At 77.2% G+C, this 22,540-nt stretch carries 8 protein-coding genes; all 8 read right to left on the bottom strand.

Going from position 1 to position 22,540, the window contains the following annotated elements; translation table 11 throughout:
* Positions 1-146: 146 nt before the first annotated feature.
* The gene (locus tag AB6N24_RS17155) at positions 147-1,133 is read right to left on the bottom strand and encodes an ATP-binding cassette domain-containing protein (protein WP_412870603.1); all 987 of its coding nucleotides are present in this window, start codon (positions 1,131-1,133) and stop codon (positions 147-149) included.
* Positions 1,130-1,345, bottom strand: a complete 216-nt coding sequence (locus tag AB6N24_RS17150) for an MbtH family protein (protein WP_412870602.1) — start codon at positions 1,343-1,345, stop codon at positions 1,130-1,132. The genes AB6N24_RS17155 and AB6N24_RS17150 overlap by 4 nt, the downstream gene beginning before the upstream one ends.
* 256 nt (positions 1,346-1,601) lie before the next feature.
* The gene (locus AB6N24_RS17145; RefSeq protein WP_412870601.1) at positions 1,602-3,842 is read right to left on the bottom strand and encodes an MMPL family transporter; all 2,241 of its coding nucleotides are present in this window, start codon (positions 3,840-3,842) and stop codon (positions 1,602-1,604) included.
* A 121-nt stretch (positions 3,843-3,963) separates the two neighbouring features.
* The gene (locus tag AB6N24_RS17140; RefSeq protein ID WP_412870600.1) at positions 3,964-12,213 is read right to left on the bottom strand and encodes an amino acid adenylation domain-containing protein; all 8,250 of its coding nucleotides are present in this window, start codon (positions 12,211-12,213) and stop codon (positions 3,964-3,966) included.
* Positions 12,214-12,223: 10 nt separating this feature from the next.
* Positions 12,224-18,730 carry an amino acid adenylation domain-containing protein gene (locus AB6N24_RS17135; RefSeq protein ID WP_412870599.1) on the bottom strand — a complete coding sequence of 2,169 codons (6,507 nt, stop codon included), beginning with the start codon at positions 18,728-18,730 and terminating at the stop codon, positions 12,224-12,226.
* 83 nt (positions 18,731-18,813) lie between these two features.
* Positions 18,814-19,968 (bottom strand): 2,3-diaminopropionate biosynthesis protein SbnA, encoded by a 1,155-nt coding sequence (sbnA, locus tag AB6N24_RS17130; protein WP_412870598.1) that lies wholly within the window; start codon positions 19,966-19,968, stop codon positions 18,814-18,816.
* Positions 19,969-20,011: 43 nt separating this feature from the next.
* A complete protein-coding gene (gene sbnB / locus AB6N24_RS17125) occupies positions 20,012-21,067 on the bottom strand; it encodes a 2,3-diaminopropionate biosynthesis protein SbnB (RefSeq protein WP_412870597.1) in 1,056 nt (351 codons plus the stop codon).
* Positions 21,068-21,214: 147 nt separating this feature from the next.
* Positions 21,215-22,540 (bottom strand): acyl-CoA dehydrogenase family protein (locus AB6N24_RS17120; protein WP_412870596.1); only part of this gene is annotated, 1,326 nt, incomplete at its 5' end.

Below are 22,540 nucleotides of genomic sequence, written 5' to 3'. Positions count from 1 at the left end.
CCCCCGCCCCCCCCCCCCCCCCCCCCCCCCCCCACCCCCCGCCGATTGTCGTCGGCAGCGTCAGTTGTGTATACGAGCCGGGAGCACGAGGGCCGCGCGCGCGGACGGCCGCGTCGACCAGACCGCCACGGCCCCCCGCGCGAGCGTCACGGCACGAGCACCGGCTCGCGGGCGCCCGCCGGCTCGTCCCGGGTGGTGAGGTGCACGAACACCTCGTCGAGCGACGGCGAGCGCAGCGCGATCGTCCGCACCAGCACGTCGGCGTCGGCGAGCCGCGCCGTCGCGTCGCGCAGCGACCGCAGCGCGTCGGTCACCTCGACCGTCACCGTGCAGCGACGCAGGTCCACGTCGGGCTCGCTCACGCCGACGGTCCGCAGCACGCCGGCCGCGCGTCGCGTCTCCCGCTCGTCGGACGCGGTCACCACGATGCGCTCGCCGCCGACGAGCCGCTTGAGCTGGGCGGCCGTGCCCTCGGCGATCGTGCGTCCGTCCTGCACCACGACGATGGCGTCGGCGAGCTCGTCGGCCTCCTCGAGGTACTGCGTCGTGAGGACGACCGTCACGCCGTCGTCGACGAGCGCGCGGACGCCGCGCCACAGCGCGAGCCGGCTCGTCGGGTCGAGGCCGGTGGTCGGCTCGTCGACGAACAGCACCGACGGCGTCGCGACAAGGCTCGCGGCGAGGTCGAGGCGGCGCTTCATGCCGCCCGAGTAGCCGCGGACCGGCCGGTCCGCCGCGTCGGTGAGGTCGAACTGCTCGAGGAGCTCGCCCGCGCGGGTCCGCGCCGCGCGCGCCCCGAGGTGCTGGAGCCGCCCGACGAGCTCGAGGTTGCGCCGGCCGCTGAGGAGGTCGTCGACCGCGGCGTACTGGCCCGTGAGACCGATCCGGCGGCGCACCTCCTGCGGCTCGCGTGCGACGTCGAAGCCCGCGACGCGCGCGTACCCGCCGTCCGGCACGAGAAGCGTCGCGAGCACGCGCACGATCGTGGTCTTGCCGGCGCCGTTGGGGCCGAGGAGCCCGAGGACGGTGCCCGCGGGCACCTGGAGGTCGATGCCGCGCAGCGCCTCGTGCGAGCCGTAGCGCTTGCGCAGGCCCACGACGTCGACGGCCGGTCCCGCCACGCGGCCGGTCACGAGGCGTCGTGCCGCGCCGCGAGGCTGCGCGGGCTCAGCGTGGTCCAGCGGGCCTCGACGTGCGCGGTCGCCGCGGCGTGCGAGACGGACCCCAGCTCCAGGCGCCACCCGGCAGGGACGGCCGCGAAGTCCGGCCACAGGCTGTACTGGCCCTCGTCGTTGACGAGCACGTGGAAGGTTCCGTCCACGTCGTCGAACGGGTTGCTGCTCATCGTGTGCACTCCCTGGTCGCTCGGGCGTCGTCCCGGACGGGCCGCCCCGACGGGTGTCGCCGTCCGGCGGCGTCGCGTCGCACGCCGGGCCGTGGCGCGCCGGCGCCGTCCGCGACGATGCTCGTCGCCCGCGCTGACCGGCGGCTGACGCGGGACTGACGCCGCAGGTGCGGACCCGCGACCGGGACGGCGCCGGGCCCGGTGCTCGAGAGCACCGGGCCCGGCGGGGTCGTGCGGGTCGTGCGGGCGGTCCGGGTCAGGGGCGGCCGGCGAGCACCGGCTCCTCGACGCGCGGGCCCTCGGGGGTCCGCTCCCGGCCCTTCGGCTCCGTCCGGCCCGGCCACCAGAGGAACCGCTCGCACAGCAGCATCATCGAGGGCAGGGCGACCACGCGGATGATCGTCGCGTCGAGCGCGATGCCGACCGCGAGGCCCACGCCGATCTGCTTGAGCTCGATGAACGTGAGGGCGCCGAAGATCGAGAAGACGGCGATCATGACGACCGCCGCGCTCGTCACGACCCCGGCCGTGCGGACGACGCCGTCGTAGATCGCGCCCTTGACCGGCATCCCGTTGATGGCGTTCTCCCGGATCCGGCTCACCACGAAGACGTGGTAGTCCAGCGAGAGCCCGCACAGCACCACGAACAGCAGCATCGGCACCCAGGACACCACGTGACCGGTCGACGTGAACCCGAGGACCCCCTCGGCCCACGTGCCCTGGAAGATGAGCGCCAGCAGGCCGAATGCCGCCGCGAGCGAGAGCACGTTGAGCACCACCGTGATGGCCGCCACGGCGATCGAGCGGTACGCCCAGAACATCATGACGAACACGAGCAGCAGCACCGCCCCGACGACGACCGGGAGCATCCGGTCGAGGTTCGCGGTGTAGTCCATGTCGGACGCCACGTCGCCCCCGACGGCGGCGCGTGCCCCGTCGACCGAGCCGACGGTCTCGGGGACGACCTGCTCGCGCAGCTCGCGCACCGAGTCGCGGGCGGGCTCCGACGCGAGGGAGTGCGGCACGTGCACCTGCACCACGGCCGTGCGCCCGTCCGCGGAGAACCACGGCTCGTCCGCGGCGCCGAACAGGTCGGGCAGCGCGCTCGTGCGCTCGACGAGGGCCTCGACCTGCTCCGCGAGCTCGTCCTGCGCCCCGTCGGGCACGCGGACCGCCACCACGTCGGACGCCGAGCTGTCCGGGAACTCCTCGAGGAGCCGGTCGTAGCTCTGCATGGTGTCGAGGGTGCGCGGGTAGTCCTCGATCTGCGTGGCCTTGAGCGAGAGCCCGGTCAGGGGGTACGCCATCCCGCCGAGGACCGCGAGGGCCGCCACGAGCGCCGCGACCGGGTGGTTCAGCACGGGACGCACGAGCGCCGGCACGACGCGCGGCTCGGTGCCGTTGCTGAGCCGCCACAGCACCGGCACGCGCGGACGGTCGACCCAGCGGCCGAACGTCGCGAGCAGCGCGGGCAGGACCGTCAGGGACGAGACCAGCGCGATGGCCACGACGATGATCGAGCCGGTCGCCATCGCGGCGAAGACCGTGTCGCCCGCGAGGTAGAGCCCGGCCATCGAGAGCATCACGGCCAGGCCGGAGACGACCACGGAGTGGCCCGCGGTCGCCGCCGCGACCTGGATCGCGTCGACGTTGTCGCGGCCCGCGTGGCGCTCCTCGCGGAACCGGCGCAGGTAGAACAGCGAGTAGTCGACGCCGACGGCCATGCCGACGAGCACGAGCAGGTGCAGCACCATGCCGGGGTCGGGGACGACCTGGGACGCGAGGCTCCACAGCCCGAGGCCGGCGCCGACCGAGGAGATCGCGAGCACGACCGGGATGCCGGCCATGACGATCGCGCCGAACACCACGAGCAGGATCGCGAGCGTCACGGGCAGGCTCAGCGTGGTCGCCTTCTCCAGGTCGGCGTCGAGCCACTCCTGGAAGTCGGCGCCGATCGACGCGGGACCGACCTGCTCGACCCGCAGGTCCGGGTGGTCGGCCTGCACGCCGGCGACGGCGTCGAGGAGCGCCGGGACCCGCTCCTCGGCGGTGTCGGGGTCGCCCGCGACGACGACCTGGAGCAGGAGCGCGGAGCCGTCCTCGGACGGCACGGGGCCGTTGACCTCGTCGACCTCGTCGAGCGCCCGCAGCGCCTGCGCGGCGTCGAGGACGGCGGTCTCGGCCTCGGCCGGGAGACGGCCGTCGCGCGCCGTGACGAGCACGTTCTCGGTGACCGGCTCACGCTTCCCGGCGTCCGCGGCGATCCGCGCCGCGTCGCCCGACTCCCCGACCCCCAGCTCGAGCTGGGTGGCCGTGCGCGGGGGCTGCAGGGCCCCGATCGCGACGGCCGCGACGATCAGGACGAGCCACAGCAGGATCGCCTTGGTGCGGTGCGTCGCGCTCCATGTCGCGATGCGGTGGGTCGGCGTGCTGAGCCGGCGCCGCGTGCGGGGGGCGTGCGCCCCCGCCGTGCGTCCCGGGCTTGTCGGCTTGGCCATCAGAGCTCATCCGTTCGTTCGGGGGTCCGTCGGTGGGGCGCGTGCACCCCTCGGTCTCGATCCTTCGCGGTGCGACGTGCCGGGGCAGTGGTGCGTGCACCCCAGTTCGTCCGGTGCGTCCTCAGGCGCGGGACGCGTAGCGGCGCAGGCTGAGCGCGGCGCTGCCGACGAGCAGGACGCCGAACGTCAGGGCGACGACGACCCAGGGGTGCTCGGACGGGAACGACCCGGTCGCCTCGACGGGGACGCCCCACAGCTCGCGGCAGAGGGTCGCCACGGCGGACACGGGGTTCCACTCGGCGACGGGCCGGACCCACGCCGGGAACGCGCTCGGCGACAGGATCGCGCTCGACAGGAACGAGCACACGACGAGCACGAGCGCGCCGACCGAGTCGATGGACTCCGCCTGCTTCATCGCGAGCCCGATCGCGATGCCGACCCAGACCATGACGTACACGAACGCGAGCACGAGGCCCGCGCCCGCGAGCACGCCGCCGATCCCCGCGTCCGGTCGCCAGCCGATCGCGAGGCCCGTGCCGAGCACCGCGAGGAGCGCGACCGCGCCGATCACGAGGTCCGCGAGGCTGTGCGCCAGCAGGACCGCGGACCGGGACATCGGCAGCGACCGGAAGCGGTCCATGAGCCCGCGCTGGACGTCGGAGCTCACGCTGATCGCCGTCGGCCCGATGCTCGCGAGGCCCACCTGGATCGCGACGCCGGCCATGAGGAAGTCGAGGTAGGACTCCGTGCCCGCCGGGAGCACGATCGCGTCCGTGAAGAGGTAGCCGACGGCGATCATGATGACCAGCGGGTTCATCACGAGCCCGACGAGCCGGCCCGGTGCCGCGCGGACGTGGCTGAACCGCCGCCCGACGAGCGCGGCCGTCTCGGTCGTGAGGCGCCGCAGCGCCCCGGGGCGCACGGCGGGCGGCTCGAGGTCCCGGCGGGCCGGTGCCGGTGTCCGGGCCGGTGCCGGTGTCCGGGCCGGCGAGGTGCCGGTGCCGGTCCCTGCGCCGGCGCCCGCGACGGTGCCCGCGTCGTCCGGCGGGGCGTCCGTGCCCGCTCCGCTCCGGGAGCCCGCGAGCCGGGCGGCCAGGTGCGTGCCCACGGCCGCGGCCGGGCCGGGGTGCAGCAGGTGGTCGTGGTCCGCCGCGACCGGCACCGGCGTGACCCGGCCCGTGACCAGGTGGGCCCAGCGGTCCGCGCGTGCGGCGGCGGGGTCGCCCACGCCGGGGCCGCCCACGCGGGAGCCACCCGCGCCGACGTCGGCCGGCCCTGCACCCGTGGCGGGCTCGGTCGCGACGTACACGTCGACGTCGCCGTCGAGCACCCGCGGCTCGTGGGCGACGACCGCCCGGCCGTGCTGCGCCATGAGCTCGACGAACCGTGCGACGCGCGCGCGGTCGAGCCCGGCGACCGGGCTGTCGGCGCGGGCGAGGCGCACGACGACGTCGTCGAGCGTCACGGGGTCGCCGCCGCCCGGTCCCGGGGGCGCGCCGAGGTGCTCGAGGAAGCGCGCGAGGAGGACGTCGTCGCCGGGGAGGGGGCCGTCGAGCTCGGGTGCCCACGGGTAGGCGTCGAGGACCGCGAGGTGCGCGATCTCTCGCCCGCGCTGCTGGAGCTCGACGGCGAGCTCGTGCGCGACGTGACCGCCGTACGACCAGCCGAGCAGGTGCACCGGGCCGGCCGGCTGGTACGCCTCGACGAGGTCGGCGTACCCGGCGGCGACCGCGCGCAGCGACCCGGGCAGGGGCGACGCGGGGTCGACCGACGGCGACTGGAGGCCGATCACGGGGCGGTCGGCCCCGAGGTGGCCGACGAGGCTCGCGTACGGCAGCGCGAGGCCCAGGCCCCCGTGCACGCAGAACAGCGGCTCGGCCGAGCCCGTGGCGCGCAGCCGGAGCACGGGCGCGAAGGGGTCGGCCGCGACGGGGTCGGCCGCGTGGCCGGTGCCCGGCGACGCGCCCGGCGCCGTGCCCGACGACGTGCCCGGCGCCGTCGCCCGGGCGAGGGCGGCCGGGGTGCGCAGCGCGAGGACGTGGCTCACGTCGACCCGCACGCCGGCCTCGCCGAGCGCGCTCACGAGCTCGACGCTGCGGATGCTGTTGCCGCCCGACTCGAAGAAGTCGTCGTCCGCGCCGACCTCACGCCCGAGGACGCGCGCGAACACGGCCTGCACCTCGCGCGTGCGCACGTCCGCCGGGTGCTCCGGCGCGTCCGGGGTCGGTGCGGCGACGGGCAGGCGGGCGTGGTCGGTCTTGCCGTGCGCCGTCGTCGGGATCTCCGGGACGACCGTCACCGACGCGGGGACCATCGCCGCCGGGACGGCCCGGGCCAGCGCGTGTCGCAGCGCCGTCCCGTCGAGCGTGGTGCTGCCCGTCGGCACGACGTGGGCGACGAGCTGGCGTCCGCCGCGGGGCAGCGACCGGACGTGCGCGACTGCCTGCGCGACCCCGTCGAGCGCGAGGAGCGCCGACTCGACCTCACCGGGCTCGATCCGGTGCCCGTCGACCTTGAGCTGCCGGTCGGACCGGCCCACGTAGTGCAGCTGGCCGTCGTCGGACCACCGGACCACGTCCCCCGTGCGGTACATCCGGGCGCCGGGCGCGCCCGTGGGATCGGCGACGAACCGCCCGGCGGTGAGGGCCGCGCGCCCGAGGTAGCCGAGCGCGAGCGCGTCGCCCCCGACGTACAGCTCGCCGGGCACCCCCACGGGCACCGGGACGAGCCGGTCGTCGAGCACGTGCACCACGTGGCCGGGCATCGGGCGGCCGATCGGGGCGGACCCCGGGGTCAGGGGGTCGCTGGTCGTCACGTGCACCGTCGTCTCGGTCGGGCCGTACAGGTTGCGCAGGACGGTGTGGTCGCAGAACCGCGCCACGGTCTCGACGGGGCACGCCTCGCCCGCGACGCACAGCTGCATGCCCGCGGGCAGCCGGGACCCCGGCGGCAGCGACGACAGGACGACGGGCGGCAGGACCGCGACGTCGACCCGGTGGCCGTGCAGGGCGTCCACGAGCGACCCGCCCGTGCGCGCGTCGTCGTCCACGAGGACCGCCGTCGCGCCGGCGAGAACCGAGGTCGCGAGCTCCCAGAAGGAGGCGTCGAAGCTCAGGGACGCGAACTGGAGCACCCGCGTGGTGTCGTCGACGCCGAACAGGGCGGCGAGCGAGCGCGACAGGGCGAGCGCGCTGCGCTGACCCACCACGACGCCCTTGGGCCGGCCGGTCGACCCGGACGTGTAGACCACGTACGCCGCGTCGTCGGGGCCGTGCGGCCGCGTGCGGTCGCCGTCCGCGAGCGGGGTCGCGGAGCGCCGGGCGAGCCGGTCGACGACCGCGGGGTCGTCGAGGACGAGGGTCCGCGTGCCCGCCGGCAGCACGGCGCGGTCCTGCGTGCGGACCAGCGCGAGCGCCGGCTCGGCGTCGGCGAGGGTCGACGCGACGCGGTCGGCGGGGTGCGCGGGGTCGACCGGCAGGTACGCCGCCCCGGCGGCGAGGACGCCCAGCACCGCGACGACCGCCTCGGGCGAGCGCCCGACGACGACGGCGACCGTGTCGCCCGGGCCGACCCCGTGGTCGGTGAGCTCGCGGCCGAGCCGGTGCACCGCGGCGGCGAGGTCCGCGAAGGTCGTGGACCTCGGCTGCCCGGGCGGACCGGAGACCAGCGCCGGGTGGTCCGGGCGGCGCTCGGCGGCGGCCGCGAGCCGGTCCGCCAGCGTCCGCTCGGCCGCGCCGGACCGGGCCGTCTCGGGTTCGGTCGCCACGGCCTGGGTCGCGTCGCGGTCGGTCGCGCCGGGCTCCCCGGGTGCTCCCCCGGCGAGCAGCGGGTGTGCCGAGGGCGCCGGCGCCTGGCCCGACCACGCCCGCAGCCGTGCGGCCTCGTCCGGGGCGAGCACCGGGAGGGCGCTCAGGCGGGTCGACGGCGCGGTGACCGCGGCGTCGAGGACCCGCACGAACCGGTCCGCCAGCCGCCGGGCGGACGCGGTGTCGAACAGCTCGCTCGCCACCTCGAGCCCGCCCCGGACGCCGGCCGGCGTCCCGTCGGCGGCGCGGTGCTCGGTGAGCTCGAGCGCGAGGTCCACCTTCGCGGACGTCGTCGGGAGCGCGACCTCGGTGACGTCGACCCCGGCGAGGTCGGGCAGCGGCGTGGGAGCACCCTGCACCACGAGCATGACCTGGAACAGCGGGTTGTGGCCGCCCCCGCGCGGCGGGTTCACGGCCTGGACCACCGCGTCGAACGGCACGTCGGCGTGCTCGTGCGCGTCCACCGCGACCGCACGCGCGCGGTCGAGCAGCTCGTCGAACGTGGGGTCGCCGCCGGTGTCGAGGCGCAGGACGAGCGTGTTCACGAAGAACCCGACGAGGTCGTCGAGGACCTCGTCGGAGCGGCCCGCGACGACCGTGCCGATCGGGACGTCCGTCCCCGCACCGCTGCGGGTCAGGGTCGCGGCGAGCGCGGCGTGCAGCACCATGAACGGGGTCACGCCACGGTCCGCCGCGAGCCGGGCGAGCCGGGCGTGCACCGCGGGGGGCACGGTCACGGGCAGCCGCTCGCCCGCACCGGTGGGCGTGGCGGGGCGTGGCCGGTCGGTCGGCAGGGGGAGCGTCGCCGGGGCGTCGGCGAGCACGCCGACCCAGTGGTCGAGCTGGCGGCGGCGCAGGCTCGTCGGGTCCAGCGGGTCCCCGAGCCGCTCGGCCTGCCAGGCCGCCCAGTCCAGGTACTGCACCGCCGGTGCGGGCAGGTCCGGCGCGGCGCCGGACCGGCGTGCGGCGTAGGCGGAGGACAGGTCCCGTGCGAGCGGGGCCGCGGACCACCCGTCGGTCGCGACGTGGTGGACGACGACGGCGAGGACGTGCTCGTCGTCGTCGACCCGGTAGCAGGTCGCACGGACGGGGACGGCGGCGGTGAGGTCGAACGGGGCCGTCACGAGCGCCGCGAGCAGCGCATCGAGCGCGTCCCGGTCGCCGCCGAGGTCCACGACGCCGAGGTGCACCGGCGCCGGGCTCGCGGGCAGGACGCGCTGCACGGGCCGGCCCCCGACCACGGGGTAGACGGTGCGCAGCACCTCGTGGCGGGCGACGACGTCCCGCAGCGCCGCTGCGAGGGCGCGCGTGTCGAGCGTCCCGGCGAGGCGGACCACGAGCGGCACGTTGTACGCCCCGCGCGTGCCGTCCTGCTGCGCGAGGACCCACATGCGCTCCTGCGACGGGGACAGCGGACCCTCGGTGCGCGGGGACGCGGACCGGCGGGGGCCCGGGCGCGGTGCGGCGGGGGCGTCGGAGAGCCGGGCCGCGAGGCCGGCGACCGTCGGCGCGTCGAACAGGGTGCGCACGGGCACGTCGACCCCCGCGATCGCCCGGACGCGGGCGACGAGCCGGGTCGCGAGCAACGAGTGGCCGCCGAGGGCGAAGAAGCTCTCGTGCAGCCCGACGTGCGCCCGGCCGAGCACCTCGGCGAACAGCTCGCCGAGCACGGCCTCGAGCGGCGTGCGCGGCGCCTCGTCGGGGACGTGCGCCGCCGCGGGCAGCACGAGCCGGTTGCGGTCGACCTTGCCGCTGGCCGTCACGGGCAGGCTCCGCTCGACGACGACGCGCGCGGGGACCATGGACGACGGCACGGCGGCGCGCACGTGGTCGAGCAGCTCGGCCTCGGTGGGTGCGGCCTCGGACGCCACGTACGCGAGCAGGACCCGCTCGTCCGACCCGGGCAGCGCACGCGCCACGACGACGGACTGCACGACGGCAGGGTGCCGCGCGAGCACCGACTCGATCTCCCCGAGCTCGATGCGGTGACCTCGGACCTTGACCTGGTGGTCGACCCGACCGAGGCACTCCAGCTCACCCGTGGGCGTCCAGCGCACCAGGTCCCCGGAACGGTACAGGCGCGCGCCGGGCGCACCGAACGGGTCCGCGACGAAGCGGCCGGCGGTGAGCCCGGGCCGGTCGAGGTAGCCGAGGGCCACCTGCACCCCGCCGATGTACAGCTCGCCGACGACCCCCAGGGCCACGGGGCGCAGCGACGCGTCGAGCACGTGGTGGCTCGTCCCGCGGAACGGGCGGCCGATCAGCGGCTCGCCGCGGTGGTCCGGTCCGACGACCGTGCCGGTGGACCAGACCGTCGTCTCCGTGGGGCCGTAGAGGTTGCGGACGGTCGCCCCGTGACCGAGGAGGTCGTCGGCGAGGGCCGACGTGAGCGCCTCCCCGCCCGTGACCACGCGCACGCCGCGCAGCACGGCGCCGTGCTCGTGCACCAGCGCACGCCAGTGCACCGGCGTCGCCTGCATCACGGTGACCGAGTGCCGGGTCACGGCCTGCGCGAGCTCCGCGACGTCGCGCACGGTGTCCTCGTCCGCGAGCACGACGCCGGACCCGGCGACGAGCGGGGCGAGCAGCTCGGTGATCGCGATGTCGAAGCCGAACGTCGTGACCGCGAGCAGCCGGTCCGCGGGGGTCAGGCCGACGTGGTGCACGTAGTCGACCAGCAGGTTCGCGAGCGCCGCGTGCGGCACGACGACACCCTTGGGCCGGCCGGTGGAGCCGGAGGTGAAGATGACGTACGCGGGGTCCTGCCCGCGCAGGGCCGCCGGGCGGGCGCTCGCCGGGAGCGGCGCACGGCGCGGGTCGTGCGGGTCCGCGAGGTCCACGTCGGCGAGGTCGAGCGTCGCGTCGAGCGGGCCCGCTGCGCTCAGCGCCCGCAGGCGCGTCGCGTCGCCGACGACCAGCACCGGCCGGGTGTCGGCGAGGAGCTCGGCGAGGCGGGCGGGCGGCAGCGTCGGGTCGAGGTAGGTGAAGGCGCCCCCGGCGGCGACCACCGCGAGCATCGTCACCAGGGCGTCCCCCGTGCGCGGCAGGCTCATCGCCACGATCGAGCCGGGCCCGACGCCGCGCTCGGCCAGGATGCGGGCCAGCACCCGCGACCGCCCGTGCAGCTCGGCCGCCGTCCACGTGGCCCCGCCGTGCACCAGGGCCGTGCCCTCCGCGTGCTCGTCCGCGGCCTGCGCCAGGAGCTCCGCCGCGAGCGCTCCCTCCCACGCCTGCGGCCCGTGCGCCCACCGTGCGGCCGCGGCCGCCTCGTCGGGCGTGGTGACGGGGACGGCGGCGACGAGCACGTCCGGGCTCAGCCCGGGCAGCGTGCGCAGCAGGTGCGCGAGGCGGCCGAGCAGCCCGTGCGCCACGTCGTCCGGCACACCGCCGCGATGCTCGAGCCGGAGCTCCAGACCCTCGGCCGAGGGGACGACCGTGACCGTGACCGGGTACCCCGTCGCGGCGTGGACCTGCGCGCTGCGGACCGGGAGGCGGCGCGCTGCGGCCGGCCCCTCCGGCAGCGGGTAGTTCTGGACCGCGAGGATCGTGTCGAACAGGGGCTGCGCCCCCGCGAGCCGCTGGATGCGGGCGAGGCCGTGGTGCCGGTGCTCGAGCAGCGCCGTCTGCTCGGCCTGGAGCGTCGTCAGGGCGGCGCCGAGCGCGGCGCGCGGGTCGACGCGCACGCGCACGGGGAACGTCGTCGCCAGCAGGCCCACGGTCCGCTCGACCCCGGCGACCGGGACGGCGCGGCCCGAGTCCACCTGCCCGAACACGACGTCGGTGAGCCCGGTGGCCTGGGCCAGGACGAACGCCCACGCGCCCTGCACGACGGTGCCGAGGGTCAGCTCCTGGCCCCGCGCCCACGCCGTGAGGTCCGCGAGCCCGGCGCCGTCCACGTGCTCGACGACCCGGCGCGCGACCCCGTCCTCGGTCCCCGCGAGCACCGTCGGGGTGCCCACGCCGTCGAGCGCGGCGCTCCACGCCCCGTCGGACACCGCGGCGTCGCAGCCGCCGACCCACGCGAGGAAGCTGCGGAAGGAGACGTCCACCTCGCCCTCGACCGTGCCTGCGTACGCGTCGGCGAGCGCCTCGACGAGGAGCGGGATCGACCAGCCGTCGATCACGATGTGGTGCATCGCGAGCAGGAAGCGGTGCGTGCCGTCGGGCCGGCGCAGCAGCGTCGCCCGCATCGCCGGTGGCTCCCGCAGGTCGAACGGCGCCTCGCGGTCGCGTCGGGTCGCGTCCTCGACGAGCCGCTCGGCGTCGGCGGGCGCGTGCGCGGAGAGGTCCACGTCCGTCCACGGCATGGCGGCGGCCGGGACGACGACCTGCACCGCCTGGCCCTGCGCGCGGCGCCGGAAGCACGCCCGCAGGTTCGGGTGGCGGCGCAGCACCTCGTCCGCGGCGGCCCGGAGGCGCTCGGCGTCGAGGTCCGCGCCGAGCTCGGCGACGAGGTGGAGCACGTAGGGGTCGGGGGCGCCCTCGAGCAACGACGTCTCGAACAGCAGCCCCTCCTGGAGGGGCGTGAGCGGCAGGTACTCGTTGCGCTCGGCGATCACGGGCACGGGGGTCTCCTCAGAAGCCGAGCTCGGAGTCGAGCTCGTCGAGCTCGACATCGGTGTACGCCGGCGGGCCGGCGGGTGCGGGGACCGCCTGCGGCGGTGCCCCGGAGGGTGCGGTGGCGTCCCCGGGGGCGCCGGACCGGGCGGCGGCGGCCAGCGCTGCCGGCGTGCGGTGCGTGAAGACGTCGCGCGGGGCGACGTGCAGGCCGTGCTCGCGCAGCGCCGTGACGACGTGGATCGCGGAGATCGAGTCGCCGCCGAGGAGGAAGAAGTTGTCCTCGGGACCGACGGCGTCGTGCCCGAGCACGCGCGCCAGCACGTCGCAGACCAGCTGCTCGTCGGGCGTCCGGGCGGCACGCGACGAGCCCGCCCGCGGCCCCGAGGACGGCACCGGCGTGCCCTCCTCGGGCGTCCCGTCGGGCGCGGGCAGCTCCCGGAGCGCGGCCGGCACCACGCCGGCCACGAGCTGGTCGAGTGCCGCACGGAACGCGCCGGCGAGCTCCTCGGCGCGCCCGGGCACGAGCCGCCCGGGCAGGTGGTCGACGCGCAGGCGCAGCGTCTCGCCGGGCACCGCGACGAGGCTGAGCGGGAAGTGCCGGGCGTCGTGCGTGCGGGCGTTCTCGAGGCGCAGGCCCCCGGCGCGGCGGCCGTCGAGCGCCTCGCCGGTCGGGAAGTTCTCGACCACGACGGCGGTGTCGAACACCTCGCCCGTGCCGGCGAGCGCGGGGTGCCCGGCGAGGGCGGCCGAGAGGTTGACGTGCGCGTGCTCGCGGAGCACCGCCTGCTCGTGCTGGACCCGGCGGACCAGCGCGACGGCGTCCTCGCCCACGTGCCGCCGGACCCGGACCGGCACGGTCGCGAGGAACATCCCGATCATGTCCTCGACACCGTCGAGGTCCGCGGGCCGCGTCGAGACGGTCGCCCCGAGGACCACGTCGGCGGCGCCCGTGGCCTCCGCGAGCATCGCGCCCCACGCGACCTGCACGACCGTGCTCACCGTGACGCGGTGCTCGCGCGCCCACGCCACGAGGCGGTCGGTGGCCCGGCGGTCGAGGTCCGCACGGACCGGGACGGCGGCGGCCGGCGGGGCGTCGGGGGCGTCGGCGACGAGCGTCGGAGCGGTCAGCCCGTGCAGCGCCGCGCGCCACGCCGCGACCGAGGCGGCGGTGTCGCGGCGACCGAGCCGCGCCAGACCGTGGCGCACCGGAGGGCGGGGGGCCGGCGTCGTCCCCGCGTACCAGGCGAGCAGGTCGTCGACGACGAGCGGCATCGACCACCCGTCCACGAGCAGGTGGTGCAGCGTCAGGACGAGCCGGTGACGGTCCGGCCCCGCAGGCACGAGCCGCGCACGCAGCGCCGGGCCGTGCGCGAGGTCGAACCGGCGGGCGAGGTCCTGGGCCGCGAGCGCGTCGGCGTCCCCCGGGTCCGTCGCGAGCGGCACGGTGCGCTCCTCGCGCAGCACCTGGACCGGCGTCCCGGCCGCGGTGAAGAGGACCTGCGCGCCGAGCACCGGGTTGGCGGCGACCAGCGCGTCGAGCGCCCCGCGCAGCCGCGCGGCGTCGAGCGGCCCGACGAGGTCGGCGGCGACCTGCAGCACGTACGGGTCGGGGTGGTCGTCCTCCGTGCCGGCGTGCACCAGCATGCCGCGCTGGATCGGCGTGAGCGGCAGCACGTCCGTCACCGGCGAGCCCGGGGCGTGCGCGGCGAACGTGCGCAGGTCCTGCGCGGTCACCTCGACGAGCGGCGTGTCGGCGGGGACGAGGACGCGGTTGTCGGGCCGGTCGGCGCCGGCGACGAGGTCCCGGAGCGCGTCCTGCCAGGCGTGGGCGAGCGCGCGCACCTCGTCGCCGTCGAGGAGGTCGCCGGCGTGCAGCCACTCGGCGACGAGGTGGGGGCCGTCGGGCCGGTCCTCCGTCATGGCCGTGACCGCGAGCTCGTGCCGCAGCGGCATCCGCGGGTCGGTGGCCGTGCCGATCACGCCGGCGGGGCCGAGCGAGACGAACGTCCAGGCACCGTCCTCGTCGGCGGTCCCCATGCGGCCCAGGTAGTTGAAGCCCAGGGCCGGGACCGCGTCGTCGAGGAGGAGGTGCCCCTGCGGGTGCTGGTTCCGGAGCATCCCGTGGCCGATCCCGTGCGCGGGCAGCGACCGCAGCCGCTGGTGCACCGCCTTGACGGCGTCGGTGAGGGCCGCCGCGCGTGCGGGGGAGCCCGCGACCGTGGCGGCGGGGCGGGGCAGCGGCACCGGGAACGTCGAGGTGAACCACCCCACGGTGCGCGACAGGTCGAGGTACTCGACCCCGGCGGGCTCCTCGCGGCCGTGGCCCTCGAGCTCGACGACGGGTGTGGCCGGTGCCGAGCCGCGGGCGGCCGCGACGTCCGCCAGCGCGACCGCGAGCGCGCCCAGCAGGAGGTCGTTGATGTCCGCCCGGTAGAGCGCGGGGCACTCGCCCACGAGCGCCGCGACGACGTCGGGCCCGAGCGAGGTGCTCACCCGGCGCGCGTCGCCCCACACGTGGCGGCGGGCGTCGAGCCGGGGCCGGGGCACTGCGGCGTGCGCGTCCCGCCACAGCGCGACCTCGCCGGCCAGGGCGCCCGAGCGCACGGCGGCGCCCTGCGCGGCGGCATAGGCGGCGAAGCTCGTCGGCTCGGGCTCGACGGCGACGGTCGCGCCGCTGCGGTGCTGCGCCCAGGCCCGCGCGAGGTCGTCGCGCAGGACGCGCCACGAGACGCCGTCGACCGCGAGGTGGTGCACCGCGAGGAGCAGCCGCGGCTGCTCCCCGGTGAGCAGGACGGCCTGCCAGACGGTCCCCTGCGCGGGGGACAGCCGGGCGCTCGCCGCCGCGGTCTCGGCCGCGACGTCGGCGCCGTCGGCGGCGGTGCGCACGTGTGCCGCGGCCGCCGCGACCCGGGCCGTGTGCGGGAGCCCGGCGGGCGGTGCCTCGGTGCGGTGCGCCCAGACGCCGGGGACCACGTCGGCGACCCGCAGCCGGAGCATCGGGTGCGCGTCGACGACGGCGGACATGAGCTCGGCGAGCACGTCGGCGTCGAGCTCGGCGGGCACGCGCAGGAGCGTGACCTGGCAGTACGACGACGCCGTCCCCTCGACGTCGCCCGTGGCGCGGGCGAGGTCCGCCGCGATCGGCGTGGGCTCGACGGGACCGGCGTGCGCGCCGACCTCCGCGTCGGGGCGGAGCGCGGTCGGCGCGTCGTCGACGACCCCGGCCGCGCGGGCCAGGGCGCGGGCCGTGCCGAGCTCGAGCACGGCGCGCGGCGTCACGGTCAGCCCCGCGCGACGCAGGGCTGCGACGACCTGGATCGCGGCCACGGAGTCCCCACCCACCGCGAAGAAGTCGTCGTCGGGCCCGATCCCGGGCTGGTCGAGGATCCCGGCGAACGCGAGCCGGACCGTCTCGACGGACGCGTCCCACCCGCCGGGCACGGGCGTGGACGGCGGCGGACCGCCGGCGGACCCGGCGCGTGCGGGGAGCGGGGCCAGCGCCGCGCGGTCGACCTTCCCGTGCGCGGTCAGCGGCAGCGCGTCGAGCCCCGCCCAGCGCGCGGGCACCATGTGCTCGGGCAGCAGCGACGCGACCTGCGCGGGGAGCGAGCCGAGGTCGGCCGCCGCGCGGGGTCCGGTGAGGTACGCGTCGAGCCGGGTCAGCCCGGACTCGGTGCGCGCGAGGACCGCCGCGTCGTCGACGCCGTCGAGCGTGCGCAGGACCGCCTCGATCTCGCCGAGCTCGACGCGCTGCCCGCGGATCTTGACCTGGTGGTCGAGCCGCTCCACGAACTCGAGCTGCCCCTCGGGCGACCACCGCACGCGGTCCCCGGTGCGGTACATGCGCCGGCCCGGCTCCCCGAAGGGGTCGGCGACGAAGGTCACGGCGGTCTTCACGGGGTCGTGGAGGTACCCGGCGCCCACGGCCTCGCCCGAGACGAACAGCTCCCCGACCGCGCCCGGGGGCAGCGGCGCGAGGTCGGGCCCGAGCACCCACAGGTCGGTGTTGCGGATCGGGACCCCGACCGGGGCCCGGCGCCGCAGCGGGGTCGACGGCGTGATCACGGCGTGCGCGACGTCGTCGGAGCACTCCGTGGGCCCGTACGCGTTGAGCAGGGGCACGTGGGGGTGGCGCTGCGTCCAGCGCCGCGCGAGGTCGACGGGCAGGGCCTCGCCGGTGACCATGAGGAAGCGCAGGGTGGACAGCGCGGGACCCGCGTCGCGCCACAGGTCCAGCGCGGCCTTGAGCAGGGACGGCACGACCTCGAGGACGGTCACGGCGTCGTCGGCGACCACGGCGGCCAGCGCGTCGGGGTCCGCGGCCGTCGCCGGCGGGACGCAGCGCACGGTGCCCCCGACGACGAGCGGAGCGAGCATCTGCCAGATCGACACGTCGAACGTCAGCGGCGCGTTCTGCACCACGCAGTCGCCCGCGGTGAGCCCGAGCAGGTCCAGCTTGGCGTCGAGGTGGTTCAGCAGCCCGCCCCGGTGCACCATCGCACCCTTCGGGCGGCCGGTCGTGCCCGAGGTGAACAGCACATAGGCGACGTCGTCCTCGCCGCCGACGACGGGCGCGAGGTCGCCCGCACCGTCCCCGTCGGGCTGCGCGAGCGCGTCGAGGTCCACGACGCGGGGCCGTGCGCCGGCGGGCACGAGCGCGAGGACCTCCGCGGCCCGGGCACGGCCGGCGGCGTCGACGAGCAGCAGCTCGGCGCCGCAGTCCTGGAGCAGCGCGGCCACGCGGGCCGCAGGGGCGCGCACGTCGAGCGGCACGAACGCGCCGCCCGCGGCGAGCAGCCCGAGCACCGCGGCGACGACGTCGCGCCCGGGCTCGGCGAGGACCGCTCCGACCAGCCCGGCCCGCGGCTGCGCGCCGGTCGGTCCCGCGCCGGCGTCTGCGGGGGAGTGCACGGCGCGCGCGACGCGGTCGGCGGACCGCACGAGGTCCCGGTAGCGGACGGGGCCGCGGTCGTCGACCACCGCGACGGCGTCCCCGTCGAGCGACGCGGCGCGCCGGACGCGCTCCACGACACCGTCCGTGGCGTGCGGCGCGAGCCGGGGCCCACGGTGGGGTGCCGCGGGGGCCGAGGGTGCCGTCGCGGCCCCGCCCGCGTGCCCGCCCGCCGGCGCGGAGCCCGCACCCGGCGCCAGGACCGGGATGCTGCCGAGCGCGGCGTCGGCCGGAGCGGTCGCGAACCGGTGCAGGAAGTCCGCGAGCCGCGCGGCGTGCGCGGCGACGTCCGCCGCGGCGTACCGCGCGGGGTTGCCGTTCACGTGCAGCTCGACCCCGCCGTCCGAGCCGTCGAGCACGGTGACCATGAGGTCGTCGACGATGCCGGTCGAGAGGTTCACGAGCGTCGCTCGGGCGGGCCCGAGGTCGAGCACGGGCGGCTGGGGCAGCACGTTGACGTACGGCCCGAACCCCGTGCGGTCGGCCGCGGCGGTCCCCGTCATGCGCCGCACGTCCTCGCCGCGGAAGCGCTGGTGCGTGACGGCGGCCAGGACGTCCCGGGAGACCCGGCCCAGCAGCTCGGCGCGCGTCGTGCGGGGTGCGACGTCCGCGACGAGCGGCAGGTAGTTCGCGACCATGCCCGGCACCGCACGGGTCCGGGCGCCGACGCGGGACGTCACGGGCAGCGTGAGCGTCGCGGTCGTGCGGCCCGCGGCCCGGCCGAGGTAGGCGGCGGTCGTGGCGACGACGAACGCCGCCCAGGTGACCCCGGCGTCGCGGGCGCCCGCGCGCAGCACCTCGACGAGGTCCGCGGGCAGCACCTGCGTGCGGCGCAGCTGCGAGCGACCGGGGACCGCCGGCTCGTCGGACAGGGAGAGCGGTTCGCCGAGGGCGTCGGCCCGGCCCTGCCAGTACCGCTCGTCGGACGCGCGCGAGCGCGACGCGAGGTAGGCCTGCTCCGCGTCGAGCAGGACCTGCAGCGGGGGCAGCGCGCCGGCCGTCACGTCCTCGCCCGTGAGCAGCCCGCGGTAGAGCGTCGCGAGCCGGGCGTACAGCGGCACGCGGCTGAAGCCGTCGCACAGGACGTGGTGCATCGCGAGGTAGCACAGGTGCCGCTCGGGGCCGAGCACGAACAGCGTCGCGCGCACGAGCGGTGCCGCGGTCAGGTCGAACGCGCGCTCCTGGTCGGCGTGCATCGCGGTGAGGGCCAGCGCGTGCGCCGCGTCGCCGTGCGCGGTCAGGTCGACGACGTCGAGCGGCACGGTGACGTCGTCCGCGACGACCTGCCCGGGCACGCCGTCCTCGACGACGAGCCGGACCCGCAGCGTCTCCGCCTCGCGGACCAGCTGCGCGAGCGTGCGCCCGAGCACCTCGACGTCGAGGGGGCCGGTGACGTCGAGGTGGTCGCCCATGGTGTGCAGCACGTCGTCGCCCGAGAAGACCTCGTCGAACCAGATGGTGCGCTGCGCCGCGGTGAGTGGGCGCACGGCGGCCGGGTCCGCCGTCCGGGTCGCGTCGGTCCGGGGCTCGGCGGTCCCGCTCGGGGGCAGTCCTGTGGGCACGTCGCTCATCCCTGTCTGGTGCGGGTCCGCTGGTGCGGGTTCGGGTGTCGGGGCGCCGGTGCGTGGTGCGCCGGCGCACGCCCGGTGGTCGGTCAGGCGGTCGGCACCGCGGCGCGCGCGGGCACCGGGACGGCGCCCGCGGGTGACGGCGCGAGGGGCTCGGCCGGGGCCGCTGCGCCGGGTGCGGCTGCGCCGGGTGCCGTCGCGCCCGGACGGGCGGAGGGTGCGCCGCCGGACGGCGCGGGGACGGCGTCGGCTCCGGGCGCGCGCGTCGTGCGGTGCGGGCGGACGCCGGGCATCAGCACCGCGTCGCCGTAGCGGGCGAGCGCCCACGCGTCGTCGTAGACCGTGTCGAGGTAGCGCTCCCCGAGGTCCGGGGCGATCGCGACGGCCACGTCGTGAGGGCGTCCGTGCCGCGCGAGCCAGTCGACCGCACCCGCCACGACGGTGCCCGTCGAGCCGCCGAACAGGAACCCGCGCGAGGCCAGCGCCCGGCACGCGCGGACCGTGTCGACCTCGTCGACGATCACGACGTCGTCGAGCCGGGTCGCGTCGAGCAGCGGCGGACGGACCCCCGCGCCGAGACCCGGGACGTAGCGCGGTGCCGCGGGGCCGCCGAACGTGACCGAGCCCGCGCTGTCGACCCCGACGACGCGCGTACCCGGGCTGTGCTCCTGCACGTACCGCGTGACGCCCATGAGCGTGCCGCACGTCCCCGCGCCGACGAACAGCACGTCGACGTGACCGAGCGCGCCGAGGATCTCGGGGCCCGTGCTCGAGTGGTGGCCCCGCCAGTTGGCCGGGTTCTCGTACTGGTTGAGCCACACCCACGCGGGGTGCTCGTCGCACAGCTCCCGCACGCGTGCGATGCGTGCCGCGAGGTACCCGCCCTCGGGGTGCGGGGCGTCGACGATCTCGACGTCCGCACCGAAGGTCCGCATGAGCTGGACCGTCACCGGGTTGCAGCGGACGTCCGTGATGCACGTGAAGGCGTACCCACGGCCCGCCGCGGCCATGCTGAGCGCGATCCCGAGGTTGCCCGACGAGCTCTCGACGAGGGCGCCGCCGGGGGCGAGCCGCCCGGACCGCTCCGCGTCGTCGAGCATGCTCATCGCGGCCTTGATCTTCACGGAGCCCGCGAAGTTCATGCCCTCGCACTTGAGCAGCAGCTTCTCCCCGAGCAGGGGCCCGAGGTCGACGAACAGGTCGCCGACGTTGAACTGGTCGGCCGCGGTGATGACGGTCATGCGGGTCCCCCCGGGGGTGTGGGTGCGGACGGTGGGGCGGGCGTCAGCTGCCGGTCCGGCTCATCTCGTGGAAGAAGCCCGGGACCGGGACGAGCGCCCCGGCGGCAGCGAGGGTGTCGTGCACGTGCTTCGCGACGGCGAGGTCGAGGACGCCGAGGCCGAACGGGGAGAAGACGACGGTCCGGTCGGCGGGCACCTCGACGTCGCCCTGCAGGACCTGGGCGAGCGTGCCCGCGAGGAACGCCCGGTCGCCGGTCCGCTGCTCGGTGAGGTGCACCGACGTGCCGGCCTTGAGCACGTGCTCGACGTCGTCGACCACGTTGACCGCGGACAGCACCACGTCGGTGCCCAGGTCGCGCAGCGAGACGTTGAGCACGACAGGGTGGTGCGCGAAGAGCGCCACGTCGGTCAGGTACGGCTCGGGTGCCACGGTCGCGAGCACCACGAGGTCGCTCGACCGGACGAGGTCCGCGACCTCGTCGTGGACGGTGACCGGGGTCGACGGTGCCGCGCGCTCGAGGTAGCCGGCGAACGCGCGGGCGTGGGCGGACGACAGGTCGTGCACGCCCGCGGCCGCGACCTCGACGCCGGACGCCAGGAGGTAGTGGTGCACGTAGCGCGCGATGATCCCGCCCCCGACGACCCCGAGCCGGACCGGCCCCGGGCGCCCGGCGAGCAGCACCTGCGCGGCGAGCGCCGCGGACGCGGCCGTGCGGACGGCGCTGATGATCGACGACTCGAGGCACGCGTACGGGTACCCGGACACGGGGTCGTTGAGGATCGTCACGGCCGACGCGCGCGGGATGCCCCGGTCGACGTTGCTCGGGACGCTCGAGATCCACTTGATGCCGTCGACCGGGCTGCCGGCACCGATCGACGCGGGCAGGGCGATGATGCGGGACGCCGGCCGGTCCTCGAAGCGCAGGAAGTACGACGGCGGGTTCACCGTCCGGCCGGCCTCGTGCAGCAGGTACGTCTCGCGGACGAGGGCGACGACGTCGGCCTCGCCGCCCTCGAGCGTCGCGGCGACCTGCTCCCCGCTGATCACGGTGAACGTCGGGAGGTCGGCGGTCGTCGGGAGGTCGGCGGTCGTCGTCATGGGGGTCCTTCGGTCGTGGGCGGGGGACCGGTCGGTGCGCCCGCCGTGGGGGGTGCTCCCGGCCACCCCCAGCATGGGCAGGGCCACTGATGGGTCACTGATGGGCCACTGATGGGGCGCTGATCCGCCGCTGAGCGACGGCTGACGTCACGCTGACAGGTCGCTGACCTGCTCCGACGACGGGCCCGCGGGAGCGTGCGTCGCCGCGCCGAGACGGCCCGAGTCCAGGCCACGGAACGCCGTGAGCGCCTGGACGTTGCGCGTGCCCTCCATGAACTCGAGCCCCCGGGCGGCGAGCACCGCGCGCTCGAGCGCCGGCGACCGGTCGCGCGCACCGGGGCCGAGCAGCCACGCGACCTCGAGCGTCACGTCCTCGGCGAGCCGGCACGCGCGCGCCTTCGCGAGCGAGGCCAGGGTGCCGTCCCCGGTCGCGTCGACCCGGCGCGCGGCGGCGAGCACGAGGGCCCGCACCGCCGCGACCTCGTGCCCGAGGCGGGCGCGCTCGTGGGCGACGGGCGCCGCTGGTCGGGGCCAGGCCTCGTCCAGCACGTCGAGCGCCGCGGCGGCGACCCCGACCGCCATCGCCGCGACGCCCGGCCGCAGGCGGTGGAACACCTCGACGGCGGCGTGCAGCCCCCGTCGGCCCGGGCGGCGGCGCCGCCCCAGCTCGTCGTCGACCGTCACGGGGAGGTCGTCGATCCGGACGGAGCACACCTGCGCGCCGCGCAGGCCGAGCGTGGGCAGCGGCGTGGCGACGACGCGGGGGTCGCGTGCGTCCACGAGGTACGCGCCGATCCCGAGCGGTCCGGGCGCGCGCCGGGCGAACACGACGGCGAGGGTCGCGCGGGCCGCGTTGCCCACGTAGCGCTTCTCGCCCGTGAGCGCGAGGCCGCCGTCGGCGGAGGGCCGGACGTGCGTGCGCAGGCCGCCCGCGTCCGAGCCGTGCTCGGGCTCGGTGAGGGCGAAGCACGTCCAGGTGGGACGGGCCACGAGCGCGGCGTAGTACCGCTCCTGCTGGTCGTCGTCCGCGAGGTGCTCGACGAGGACCCCCGACATCGACGGGCCGGGCGCGGCCATCATCACGCCGAGGTCGCCCCGGGCGAGCTCCTCGAGCACGACGGCGCGCTCGAGCGCGCTGGACCCGGTGACGTCGCGGCCGTCGAGCCGCAGCGCCGTGCCGCCGTGCTCGCGCGGGATCCCGGCGGTCGCCAGCCACGCGGGTCCGTCGAGCGTCGCGAGCGCGGGCGCGCACGCCGGGTCGGCATCGAGGCGGTCGGCGTGCGCGGCCATCTGCCGGCCCCAGGCCCGTGCGGTGCCACGCAGCTCGGGCAGGTCCGCGGTGCCGTCCGACGGCACCGTGGGTGCCCGGCGGCGGGACGCGGGGCCGGGGCGGGGACGGCCGTCCGGTGCGCCGGGAAGGTCGGGGAGCGTCTCGGCCCCGGGGGCGCCCGCCGCGGCGGGGAGGGCGCCCGG

The sequence above is a fragment of the Cellulomonas jepli genome (genome assembly GCF_047229345.1).
Classification (GTDB): domain Bacteria; phylum Actinomycetota; class Actinomycetes; order Actinomycetales; family Cellulomonadaceae; genus Cellulomonas_A.
This window is presented reverse-complemented; position numbering and strand designations above follow the sequence as displayed.

Coding starts and splice junctions, on each gene's coding strand:
- AB6N24_RS17145 (WP_412870601.1), bottom strand. CDS start 3,842: ATGGCCAAGCCGACAAGCCCGGGACGCACGGCGGGGGCGCACGCCCCC.
- AB6N24_RS17135 (WP_412870599.1), bottom strand. CDS start 18,730: ATGAGCGACGTGCCCACAGGACTGCCCCCGAGCGGGACCGCCGAGCCC.
- sbnB (WP_412870597.1), bottom strand. CDS start 21,067: ATGACGACGACCGCCGACCTCCCGACGACCGCCGACCTCCCGACGTTC.
- AB6N24_RS17150 (WP_412870602.1), bottom strand. CDS start 1,345: ATGAGCAGCAACCCGTTCGACGACGTGGACGGAACCTTCCACGTGCTC.
- sbnA (WP_412870598.1), bottom strand. CDS start 19,968: ATGACCGTCATCACCGCGGCCGACCAGTTCAACGTCGGCGACCTGTTC.